9 protein-coding genes are annotated in these 12151 nt (G+C 37.4%); all 9 read right to left on the bottom strand.

Translation table 11 applies throughout. The annotated features are described in order from the left end of the window. Positions 1–92: 92 nt before the first annotated feature. The gene (locus tag C0430_RS02780; RefSeq protein ID WP_290865246.1) at positions 93–674 is read right to left on the bottom strand and encodes a DUF4202 domain-containing protein; all 582 of its coding nucleotides are present in this window, start codon (positions 672–674) and stop codon (positions 93–95) included. Positions 675–984: 310 nt separating this feature from the next. Next, positions 985–1467, bottom strand: a complete 483-nt coding sequence (locus C0430_RS02775) for a hemerythrin domain-containing protein (protein ID WP_290865245.1) — start codon at positions 1465–1467, stop codon at positions 985–987. A 50-nt stretch (positions 1468–1517) separates the two neighbouring features. Beyond that, complete coding sequence (ric, locus tag C0430_RS02770; protein ID WP_290865243.1) at positions 1518–2240, bottom strand: iron-sulfur cluster repair di-iron protein; 723 nt, start codon at positions 2238–2240, stop codon at positions 1518–1520. A gap of 67 nt (positions 2241–2307) precedes the next feature. Continuing rightward, positions 2308–2742 (bottom strand): Rrf2 family transcriptional regulator, encoded by a 435-nt coding sequence (locus C0430_RS02765; RefSeq protein ID WP_290865241.1) that lies wholly within the window; start codon positions 2740–2742, stop codon positions 2308–2310. Positions 2743–3021: 279 nt separating this feature from the next. Beyond that, positions 3022–4554 (bottom strand): alpha-L-fucosidase, encoded by a 1533-nt coding sequence (locus C0430_RS02760; protein ID WP_290865239.1) that lies wholly within the window; start codon positions 4552–4554, stop codon positions 3022–3024. 28 nt (positions 4555–4582) lie between these two features. Next, positions 4583–6298: a PNGase F N-terminal domain-containing protein gene (locus C0430_RS02755; RefSeq protein ID WP_290865237.1), complete on the bottom strand. Its 1716-nt coding sequence runs from the start codon at positions 6296–6298 to the stop codon at positions 4583–4585. Between the two features lie 12 nt (positions 6299–6310). Continuing rightward, positions 6311–8365, bottom strand: a complete 2055-nt coding sequence (locus C0430_RS02750; RefSeq protein WP_290865235.1) for a glycoside hydrolase family 2 TIM barrel-domain containing protein — start codon at positions 8363–8365, stop codon at positions 6311–6313. Between the two features lie 59 nt (positions 8366–8424). Beyond that, complete coding sequence (locus tag C0430_RS02745; protein ID WP_290865232.1) at positions 8425–10872, bottom strand: glycoside hydrolase family 95 protein; 2448 nt, start codon at positions 10870–10872, stop codon at positions 8425–8427. A gap of 8 nt (positions 10873–10880) precedes the next feature. Next, positions 10881–12151: glycoside hydrolase family 27 protein (locus C0430_RS02740; RefSeq protein ID WP_366559287.1), on the bottom strand; the 1271-nt coding region annotated here is incomplete at its 5' end.

Raw genomic sequence — 12151 nt, 5'->3', positions numbered from 1 at the left:
AATGGTCAAGAGGCCGAAAATGTACATCGCCTTAAATTCTTGAACGAAATATCGGCAGATGCTGTGCTGTTGTTTTGCATGACGAAACCGTGTTACAACCCAAGTGAATCCTTTATCAACTGAAGATTTGCGGCGGTATAGTTTATTTTCAAGGCTTCTTGATGTCCGGCATCGGACATTTTGTTCCAAGTTTTCAGGATGATGTTTTTGAGTTTTTCCGTGTCGTGTTTTTGCACGAATGGATCGAGGTAAAATTCGAGGAACACGAGGCAAATCACGTCTTCCAGCAATTGGGTTTCCTCGTCTTTTTTGAGTGATTTTTTTTCGATAAGGAAAGAAACCCTGTCGATAAATTCTTGTGAATATCCGGCTTTGGCCAAGATTTCGCCGGTAGTTTTGGCGTGAAATTTCTTCAAATCTTCACGCCATTTTAAATAACCCACACGATCCATCGGATACAATTCTCTCGGCATTTTCCAACGGCAAATGTGTTGCGCCTTGGTAGCTATCTGAACTTCTTCGGAAGCATTGGGATGAAAATTCATCAACCTTTCATACATTCGATTCGAATACAAAAGTTCCTTTGGATAGGTTTGTGATTGGTATATTTCTTGGTTTGGATCTTGTGCATTTGCGGCATCAATCCATTCGCTGGCGTTCTGAAATAGCGTCATTTTAAATTAAATTGTTTCAATCAAAGATACACAATTATTCCAAAAGCTAACGAATGCTTCGCCCAACACGGCAGCTTCAGTTACTATTTTTTGTTTTATTTTTTTGGCAAAAGCCAAAATAACATCTAAATCCTCGATGGTTCTGTACACGAAATCCCTTCATTATCCACAGTTAAGTATCACGACAAAAAAACCTCTACTTTTCTTTAGAGGTTTTTGATTTGATACGTAGGCAAAAAAGAACTGTTATTCAAGTTCATAAAATCTCACGACAATTTTTTTGAACAGCAATTTGTATATATTCCATTATTTATTCCCAAAATAGATCCGACAAGTTATCCACGAATTCTTCGTCGGAATGGTTGAATTCTATGGCCTGCAATTGTTCTGCAGTGGCAACTTTTTGAATCTCGCCAAACAAAACACGCTCTTCAAAACGAATATGACGCTCCAATTCCGCTATTATCAAGCCAATATTTTTTAGAATTTCCGTATTGGATTCAAACAGTTGTTTCATGTTTTCGTGTTCCGAAACGGCTCTTTTAACCCATTCGTTTTCGTTTCCCAGAATAGGAAAAACATATTTTTCTTCCACTTCAAAATGAGGAACCAAATAATTTTGGAAAAACCAGTCCGCATACTTTTTTATGCGTGACACATCGACATTTTTTTTGATTCCGGTCTTTGCTTTCCAGCAAAACAACAAGCCGTGATGGTGCTCCCTGCTTAACGGTTTTAGGGATTCACTGCGTTTAAGCGGCTTGTCGGTTTCGTGATTGTTATTTAAATCCATAATTATTTCAATGCAATTGCCATCAAAATCAGGGCTTGGTTTATTTACTTTTAAGATAATTCTTTTTCTAATTCTATGGCTTTCGGGAACAGGATGTTGTTTTCCAAATGAATGTGCAGGTGCAAATCTTGTTCGAATTCTTTCAACAAACCAAGAGTCACTCCATAAGTATTGCAAGCATCTTGTGGCGGTGTATAATTGTTGCTCAATTCTTCAATTTTTCTGAATCGATCACCTTCGGTGGAGTGTTCGTCCATCATGGCGTTGATTGGATTTTGTATGCTGCCAAAAGGTGGAGCGACCATTTTGGAACCTTCCTGTTTTGCTTTGGCCAATTTTCTGACAATTGGAAACAAAATCAATTCTTCTTTTTTCATGTGTTTCGCCAATTCGCCCGCGGTGGCATTAAAATGTTCGTTGATTTCGAACAATTCTGGATGATGCGCTCCGTGAACCCTGCAAATTTTGTCCAAATACGGGATTATTTCCGCCGTTTTTTCCTGTACATAACGATGGTGTTTTTTCTCGATGTAATCTGCCAATAAATCCAAAGGCCAAGATTTATAATCAACGGCATTTTCTCCACGCGCCTGGATCAAGGCATCCAAATCAATAACCACCGATTCCGAATCGATATTTTTCTTTTCACAAGCTTCGCTTATGGTCCTGTTTCCTTGACAACAGAAGTCTATTCCATATTTTTTGAATACTGAAGCGGTACGATAGTCTTTTGCCACCAATTCGCCGATAATTTGATTTTCTTGAATGTTCATTTTTTTATTGTTTTAAGTTGTTTATTTTATTATTGGACAAAAATGTCCACTATTATTTTAAATTTTTTTACCTTTTTAAAAACGTCAAACCGTCTTTAAAATCCATTGTCAAATTTTTTATTAAAGTCGTTTCCAACATTATTTTGAGTTGGTCTCGTATCGTTTTGAATTGGCTGTGTGCCGGACAAGGTTTTTCTTCGCTGCAATTTTTCAATCCCAATCCGCAACCGTTGTAAATGGCATCGCCATCTATTGCAGTCACGACCGTGCTCAATTTTACGTTCTCAAGTTCCTGTCGGCTCATCGAAAAACCACCCGTTGGGCCTTTATCAGAATTGATGATAAAGTTTCGGGAAAGTTGCTGCAATATTTTTGAAGTGTACGCTTCGGGAGAATCAATGGCTTTGGCGATGTCTTTTAAACTCACTTTTTTATCCAACAGTGATTGCTCAGCAATAAATATTGATGCCCTTATACCGTATTCGCAAGCTTTTGAAAACATTTTTCTCTTATTTGGTTACAAAGATACGTAATTTATTTTAATAGCGGACAAATATATCCACTAATATTTAAAAAAGGATATTTTTCTTTTGAACATTATTATTTTATTACACCAAAAAAACTATAAAATAAAAACTATAAATTCTCTGAAATCAGAGGTTTATCCGTTAACCTTGTAAATTTTCAAACAAAATAATGGAATTTATTAAAAATTTAGGCGAAAAAATGTCGTTAAATTCTGTCTTGCTGAATATGGCCACATCTAATTGTGTTTTCTGCTTTATTTGTCAAAATACAGTCCTATTTCAGACAATGCAGGTTTTAATCGCGAGGATAGAATACGTAATCTTACCTTAGATGCACTTACGGATGGAAATTCCAACAAGCGTTTGAAACCTATCGTGGTGCCTTCAGTAGCTTTTTTCCATTCTCCATTTTTCCAATATTCGAAAACAAACTTTTCCACTCTTTGACCAACAGTGATATTTTCCTGAAGCAATAAAACGTTAAATGTTTTTTCCTCTTTCAAATCTATTTCAACAATATTCTTGTTCTTTTTAATTGGCAAAAAATAATAAGTTGAATCGTTACCGTCTAGTAAATTTTTATTTTTTTTTACTGCTCCTACCGCTTTTGCCTCTTTCAGAAGATTCTCGGCAAAAATATGATTTAGCTTTTCCCTCCAAACTTTTAATGAAGTAGTATCATAATCAGTAATTAACCCTCTTTTATCTGGTGGGATATTCAGCAACAAAACCCCATTTCTTCCTACAGAATTAAAATAAATTTCTTTCAGGTATTCGGGAGTTTTTACTTTTTTATCTTCTGATTCATGGTAAAACCACCCTGGACGAATGGAAACATCAGTCTCTGCCGGATACCATTTTAATGCATCTCCTTCTTTGAGTTGAGCGCGGCTACCCAAAACCTGGCCTCTCATATCTCCTGCAGGTGCTTGATCCACTTTAGTTTGGGAACCTTCCGTTGTTATATTATTTTTGCCCATTGGCACCACACTCCATTCTTCCTCACGGCCATGTCCTGTCTCGGTTCCAACCCAACGCACATCAGGACCTGAAACCGCAATTACTGCCTGTGGTTGTAATTTTCGAATATGGGCAAACCATCTTTCAAAATCATATACTTGCTTTTTCCCATTAGGGCCTTCTCCATTGGCTCCATCAAACCATACTTCATCAATTTGTCCATATTGTGTAAGTAATTCCGTTAACTGGTTGATAAAAAAATCATTGTAAGCGTCTGTTCCATAGGAAACGTTATTCATATCCCAAGGAGACAGGTAAACTCCGAAACCTACCTCCATTTCCTTGCAGGCATCTGCCACCTCTTTGACAACATCTCCTTTTCCCTCTTTCCACGAACTGTTTTTGACAGAATGCTCAGTAAACTTAGTCGGCCACAAACAAAAACCATCGTGATGCTTTGCCGTAAGAATAACTTGTTTGATTCCGGCTTCTTTACATGATTTCACCCATTGTCTTGCATCTAATTCAGTAGGATTAAATAATTTGGGATCTTCTTTCCCGTCCCCCCATTCATTGCCGGTAAACGTGTTGATGCCAAAATGAATAAAGCCTGTTAACTCCAGACGTTGCCAGCGCAATTGCTGGGGTGAAGGAACTATATTTGCGGCTATTTTTACCAATTCTTTTTCCGACATTGATTTGTCAATCATTACAAAGTTCTTATGCTGTGCATAACCCATTAAGGTAATTGAAGTAAATACCAGCCCCAATAGTAATTGATTGAACCATTTATAGGTTCTGTTTTCAATGTTTCCGTTGAATTCCATCTTATGTTTGATTCTTTTGATATCTCTTTTATTCCCAAATTAAACAGCCAGAAACATTCCAAGAGCTAAAACTTCCTCCTTCGGGTTTGCCCATTGGAATTTGAACTTGAATGGTATGTTTACCTGCTTTTAAATCTCCTAAATCAATATATATTGGGGTTGTAACGGTACCCGGGCACCAATTGGATCTACTTAAATCCGAAGAAGACAAACCGTCTGCAAAATTCCCGGAACAAGGATTAAACAAGCGATATGATCCACAATCCTGTCTCCATGGAATAAATGAAAAAATCGGTTTTTGGTCCAAGGAAACAGTATTCTTTTTGGGCACAAATTCATCTCCATTTTCCCAACCTCCGTGACCGGTGGTAATGTATTTTAGCTGGACATTTTTAACATCTTTATCTAATGTAAATGTGGTTTCAAGTCCCTTTTCAGTATTAAACATTGAACCATAATTTTGGCCAGCCATTTCTAGAATGTTGACGGTATTGAATAGCGGCAAAACATTATTATCTTGCATAATCGGATTTTTTTCTGATTCATTTTCTCCCGGATGAATGGTTACATTCATGGAAACTTTATGACCTCCTTTATCATAATTTCCAATCGTCACTCCAATCCAAAGTTCTTTATTACTCAAATAATCTGCCATATCTGTGATTTCTTGTCTGTAAGGCGTGAGTTCGTGCCATTTCTTGTCTTTTAACTCCAGATAATTGTATTGCTTTATGCCAAAAGGAGTAAAAAAACGCATCAATTCCAATAGCGGCGAATAATTGTCCGTGGCAACAACTCCTTGGTATTCTGAATGGTTTCCATTGGTATAGACAGGTAATTCTTTGGGCCCTTTTTGCAATCCATCTAAAAATGAAATCGGTTTATCCGTGGGAATAATAAATGCTGTACCGGTTCTGTCATATGCATCTCCGTTAGAATTTTGTTGAATATCAATAAAGACTTTTTGTCTTTTCCTTATTTCGGGAAACTTTATTTTTCGAACCAAAATAAGGCCATTGGCAAACCTTAAAATACTATCGTTGGATTTTGCTTCATCCGAGAATCTCACCAATTCTTCTTCAAAAACTTTAATTGTTTTAAATCTACTTTTCCAAAGAAAATCACGGTAACTCAAGGCATCCGTTTTAGGGGCAGCAAAAAAATCATTCGAAATAAAAAGAGATTGTTCTTTTTTTAATTTCTCAATTTTTGATGCCGTTACAACGGAATTTCCATTTCTAACTGTTTCCAACACCAGTCCTAAATTTTGACCCAAAATTGTGGGTGCACCTTTAACGCCTAATTGATCTGTGTACCAAAGTTCAATATTATTAGAGTTGACAACGGTTTTTGCTTTCTTGCAAACGTAACCAAGAATTATTTTTGTTTCGTTGACCAATTCTAAATTTTGTTTCAAAATCGAATTAGTATCCACCATGGCGATACTTTTGCCTGCTTTTAAATAAGCTAATTGTGTAAACGAATTATCAGTTCTATCTATTCTGGTTTCTTCAAAAGGATAATTATTTTTTTTGTATTGAATAGCTTCCGAAGATAACAAGGTTTCCTTCTCATTGGTAAAGACCATTATGGGATCTTGATTTTCTACTTTTTTACCATTCGAATATTTCGTGTACGTAATTTTATACCCGTACTGATTTGTTTTTTTTAAAATCTGGGCATTACTAAAATTCACTATTAAAAGTGATGAAAAAATTATTTTGGCAATTACTGATATACTCATTTTTATCTAAACTTATTTAAATGTCTCAAAAACTTCATTAGGATTAAACGATTTCTGGGATGCTATATAACCTGTTGGCCTGACTATGGTGATAATTCCTTTCCCATTATACAGATCATCCACCTCAAAGTTAATTTTTTCCCCCGGCTTTATTGTCGGCAATTCATAGGCTTTGGTCGAGGTGTAATTATCGGCTCTGTCCGACAAATAAACCTTATATCCTTTTACTATGTGTTGCGGCAAACCTACACTGCCAAAAATGGACAAGGTCAATTTTCCTTTTTTCAAATTGTTTAACGAATGGACTTCAACAGGAGAAGACTGCTCTCGCAATACTTTCATTGATGGTTTTGGAATTCCATACATATCATAAATACCGTGTACGCGCTGTTTTAATTTACCCGCACCACCACCGTAATGCGTGCGATAATCTGTCAGGTCAAAATAAATACCTCCTTCAACATAAGGCTTACTTTCATAGAGTGCCATGTGATAAATAAGGTCTTCCAGTCTGCGCTGGTCTCCCCCTTTAAAATTAGGCTCACATAAACCAAATTCCGATATAAAAAAAGGCTTATCAGGATAGCTCATATGTATACTGTCCATATATTGACCAATTTTCCCGACTGGAACATCCCACCAACTGCCACCATATTCGTTCATCATAATATAATCGCCCAAACTTCCTGCATCAGGTGTGAATTTTGGATTGTTATAATATTGATCATTCAAAGTATTGCTTACATAACAAACGGCACGAGATGGATCTAACTTACGAGTTTTGGCAATCAATCCTTCAATCATTTTTTTCATGTTGGCATCACGTCCACGCAATTCATTGCCTGCTCCCCAAGCAAAAATGGAAGGATGGTTGTAATGGTTTGAAATCATGGTTTCCAACTGGCTATGTGCAATTTTTTCTGTAGAAACATCAGACGGAGTTTCAGGTCCCCACAAAGGAACTTCTTCCTGAATAATAATTCCGTTGCGATCGCAGAAATCATAAAACACATCATCCTGTTGAAAATGAACCCTGCTGAAAATACAATTCACGTCCTTCATTAATTTCCCGTGGCGGATGATTTCTTCTTTGGTCTCGGCAAAACCAAATTTAGGATTCGAACCGGCAGTCCATTCCACGCCCATCACTTTAATAGGCTCGTTGTTCAAATACAATTTCGTACCAACAAACTTGATTTCCCTGAAACCAAATGTACTGCTTATTTTATCGGTCGCCTTGTTTCCACTCAGCAAGCTGATATCGGCACGATACAAATTTGGAAAATCAAAGTGCCAAGGATTTACTTTTGGCAATCGGAACGTTAGCACTGCCTCTCCATTTTCCCAAACTGGTTTTAGTATAGTTTGCAAAACAACATTGTGTGTGACCTGATTATCTTCCTTTATTTGGATTTTAAATTTCAAGTTCTTATTGGCATTGGTTTCCTGCAAACCTATTCTGATTTTCACGTCGCCTTGATTGGTTGCCACATCTAATTTTGGTGTAATATGTGCAAAAGCCATTGCTGGTCGGTCACTCAACAACAAAGCTACCTCTCTAATAAGTCCGCCGTCATTAGGCCAATCGAATGAATTGGTATAAGGAACTTTCAGCTTTCCAAAATCATTGTTACAGGCAACAGTAATTGTATTTTCGGCATTAAATTTCAGCATTCCATCTAAGTTGATATAGAATTTATTGAAACCATCCCCAATATTTTCCTTTACTTTTTTACCGTTAATATAAATTGCTGACGTATGGTTTATGGCACCAAATTGCAAAATCAACTGTTTGCTTTTCCAATTTGTGGGTACAAATATTTTTTTTTGATACCAGCCCCAGCCATAGTGCATTTCGTTTTCCTTTTCGATGTTCCAAGTATGTGGAACATTGACAATACGAGCATCAATCCAGTTTTGGGAATACCATTGTTTCTCCTTACCTTCGGCCAACTTATCAATCTTAAACTGCCAATTTTTGTTTAACGAAATAGTATCTCTTTGCGCAAATATGGGCAAGCCAAAAAAGAGAGTCAAAACAATGAGGTAGTAGCATTTTGTTTTCATAATCTATCCAATTTATTTATATTAATTTGAAACCCAGAAACAGGTTTTAGTCTTTATTTTTATTTTATATAGTAACTTATTCTCTTTTGGGTAGGAAAAGTGACCACATCTATTCCTTCCGATTTCACCTTTACTTTTTTACCATTTGAATCGTAAACTGCCATCCCAAAAGGAATTTTTACAAAGCAATTATTTCCTGATATAGAAATGATTTCTGCTTTTTTAAGCTTGCCATCAGCCCAATTGAAATTCACTTCAAAACCGTTTCTGGCGCGAAGGCCTTTTACATTCCCTTCGTTCCAATCAGTGCTGGTAGGCAAAGCGGGCAATAAACGAATTACGGAATTCTTCCCGTTACTTTGCAAAATCATTTCGGCAATGGCGGCAGTTCCTCCAAAATTCCCATCAATTTGAAACGGCGGATGTGCACAAAAAAGATTAGCATAAGAGCCAGCTCCTTTTTGAATATATGAAGTCCCGTTTTCTATAAAGACAGGCGCCAGCAATCCTTTTAAAACTTTCAACGCATGATCGCCATCTTCTAACCTTGCCCAAAAATTAATCTTCCATGCTCTTGACCAACCTGTACCTTCATCACCTCTTCTCAACAATGTTTTACGAGCTGCATCAATCAACAAAGGTGTTTCGATCGCATTAATTTCATCAAAAGGATAAAGGCCATAAAGCTGTGAAATATGTCGATGAGTCGGTTCCGTTTCATCATAATCTCTAATCCATTCTTGGACTCCATCTGTTTTTTTACTAATTTGGTTTGGAGCCAAAAGTCCTTTCAATTGTTCTAAAGTATCCGCAAAAGCTTGATCTACAACAAGTAATTTAGCCGCCGCAATGGTATTGGCAAATAATTCCCTTCCTATTTGCATGTCCATCGTTGGCCCCATGGTTGTTTGTCCCACAAAACCGTCTTCAGTTTTATAGGAGTTCTCGGGAGAATTCGAAGGAGCCGTAACCAACCACTTGGTTTTAGGATCTTCTATTAAAATATTTTTATAAAAAACAGAAGCCCCTTTCAAAACTGGATAAATTTCTTTTAGTAACTTCTTGTCGGGATTATACAAATAATGTTGCCATAAATGTTCGCACAACCAAGCTCCACCGGATAAGGTCGAGCCCCAACTTGCCCCTTCACCCGGTGCGGTAAACTTCCAAGGATTGGCAATTACGTGCGCAACCCAACCATCAGAATTATAATATGCCTTGGCGGTTTTTCCTCCCGGCTTTACCAATTGTTTCGTGAAATCGATTAATGGTTTGTGACAATCGGCTAAATTGGTAACTTCTGCAGGCCAATAATTCATTTGCAAATTAATATTTAAATGATAATCTCCATTCCATGGTGTTTGATATTCCTCCGCCCAAAGTCCTTGCAAATTCGTCGGTAATCCTCCCGGACGAGAAGACGAAATCAATAAATATCTTCCGAAATTGAAATACAATGAAGGCAAAGTCACATCGCTTTCACCTTTCGCAAAACGCACTAAACGTTGCGTTGTAGACAGGTTCGAAATGGCTTCATTTTGCTTAGCCGTCAACTGTATTTTAGATCGGTTATAATATGATTGATAATCTGTTATGTGTTTGTTTTTTATAACGTTCCAAGAAATTTTACTGGCTGATTTCACTGCTTTTTGAACCACAGGCAAAGGGTTTTCTCCTCGTTTTTCAACCATTGGCCAGTTCAAATCTGTAGCGGCACTGAACACAATAACACATTCGGTAGCTCCAGAAATGGTCAAACCATTGTTTTCGGAAATTACTTTCCCTTCAGCAGTATTGGCTTGCGCATATCCAGCAAAACAGATTCCCAAATCGCCATTACCGCCCGGTAATTGTCCAGTCATTGTAATCGTGTTGCCATTGGACACAAATTTTGCATTTTCTTTTCTTTCCAATGCTATCCTAAAATGCAACGATTTTGCTTTGTTTGAACTCAGACGAATTATGATAGCGTTTTGAGGAGCACTAGTCAACACTTCCTCTTTATAGGCAACCCCGTCTATTTTCCACTCGGTCACAGCCAATGCTTTATCGAGATACAACGTTCTTTTGTAATCTGAAACAATTTCCTGCTTGTTTTTCCAGTTAATCAACAGGTCTCCAAAAATTTGATAACAACCAAATTTTGCATTTGCACCATTTCCATAAGCAGAACCCTGACCGGCACTGACAAAGTATTTTTGCAGCAATTCTTGAGCTTCTTTATTTTTACCCTCTTTTAACAATCGCTGAATTTTAGGCAAATGTTGTGAGGCATCTTCCCTATTCGGATTTTCGACACCGCCAGACCACATCGAGTTTTCGTTTACTACAATTCGTTCATTGACAGGATTTCCGTAAACCATAGCGCCCAAGCGTCCATTCCCTAACGGAATCGATTGGGTAAAATGTGTTGCCGGCCTGTCAAACTTTATTTCCTGATCAGTTTGTGCCAGCATGCTTAAAAAAGGCACAAAAAAAGACAGTACTAAATGAATTGCATTTTTCATAACAGTCCTTATATTTTTTTCAATCGAAACAATTTTGTCTCGTGGGACTGTACTTTACCGTTCCATTTTTTGTCTTTACCTATCACTTTATGTTTCCATAAATCTTTTATTTCATAAGTATCATTCAATCCCAATTCGGCAAAGCCAATTTTAAAATTTTGTACGGTTTCAGAACGATTCAGAATAGCTATGGCAAAATCACCGTTGGCCAATGGTTTTACAAAAACGCTCCATAACTCATTCTTGATTTTACAAACTGCTTGCTTTCCTAATGCATCCTGATTGATGGCAATGACCTCGTCATTCAATAAAATACGTTTGGTTTCGGCATTCATATTTCGCACATCATTAGTAGCTGCCAATGGTGAATTCATGATAGACCAAAGACTCATCTGGCTTTGGTATTCCTCATCGGTACAGCCAACTCCGCCTAGATCACCCGAAGGTCCTTTTTTTCCGTAAAGCCCAACCACAAGCATGTCTAAATCATTCCAGTGTCCCGGTCCGGCATAAGACGCATAATCTTGAGAATAATCAACAATATCCAATATTCCTGCTCCAACCGAATGTAATTCTTTGGCAGTCTTAACCAATTTGAGGCTTTTCCATTTGTCCCTAACATCTGCTGTGGTACGCCATAATTGTCCTCCTACTTCCTGACCCCAAAGCCAAGGTTTTCGGTCTCCCCATTCGCAAATACCCAAACCAATATCACGTCCGCTTTTGCGCAAGGCATCTGCCATTTTTTTGTAACGGTTTTGGGCAATTTCCATATCATCGGGAGCTCCACAATAATCGTATTTCAAATAATCAACATCCCAACTGGCAAAAGTTTTGGCGTCTTGGTCTTCAAAATTTAAACTCGCAGTATAACCCGCACAAGTCAGTGAAGCTGCATCTGAATAAATCCCTAGTTTTAATCCCTTACTGTGTACATAATCGGCGAGTGCTTTTATTCCAGACGGAAATTTCTTTGGATCAGGAATAATATTGTTTCTATTATCTCTTCCTCCTTGCCAGCCATCATCAATAAATACGTGATTGTATCCTGCCTTCAACATGCCGCTGCTCACCATGGCATCTGCCATTTCACGAATGTCTTTTTCATTGATGTTATCCGCATAAAAATTCCAAGTCATCCAACCCATTGGAGGCGTAGGGGCCAATAATGAAACTTGTATTGATTTGGTTTGAGCAATCGTAATTTCACTACTCAAGTAAAGCCCAATTAAAATAAAACCAAGAATCTTTTTATTCATTGTATGTATAATTAGTTTTG

It is taken from the genome of Flavobacterium sp., from assembly GCF_013823965.1.
Classification (GTDB): domain Bacteria; phylum Bacteroidota; class Bacteroidia; order Flavobacteriales; family Flavobacteriaceae; genus Flavobacterium.
Note: the sequence above shows the minus strand (reverse complement) of the source record. Positions and strands in the feature narration are given on the sequence as shown.

Coding starts and splice junctions, on each gene's coding strand:
- C0430_RS02780 (WP_290865246.1), bottom strand. CDS start 674: ATGACGCTATTTCAGAACGCCAGCGAATGGATTGATGCCGCAAATGCA.
- C0430_RS02775 (WP_290865245.1), bottom strand. CDS start 1,467: ATGGATTTAAATAACAATCACGAAACCGACAAGCCGCTTAAACGCAGT.
- ric (WP_290865243.1), bottom strand. CDS start 2,240: ATGAACATTCAAGAAAATCAAATTATCGGCGAATTGGTGGCAAAAGAC.
- C0430_RS02765 (WP_290865241.1), bottom strand. CDS start 2,742: ATGTTTTCAAAAGCTTGCGAATACGGTATAAGGGCATCAATATTTATT.
- C0430_RS02760 (WP_290865239.1), bottom strand. CDS start 4,554: ATGGAATTCAACGGAAACATTGAAAACAGAACCTATAAATGGTTCAAT.
- C0430_RS02755 (WP_290865237.1), bottom strand. CDS start 6,298: ATGAGTATATCAGTAATTGCCAAAATAATTTTTTCATCACTTTTAATA.
- C0430_RS02750 (WP_290865235.1), bottom strand. CDS start 8,365: ATGAAAACAAAATGCTACTACCTCATTGTTTTGACTCTCTTTTTTGGC.
- C0430_RS02745 (WP_290865232.1), bottom strand. CDS start 10,872: ATGAAAAATGCAATTCATTTAGTACTGTCTTTTTTTGTGCCTTTTTTA.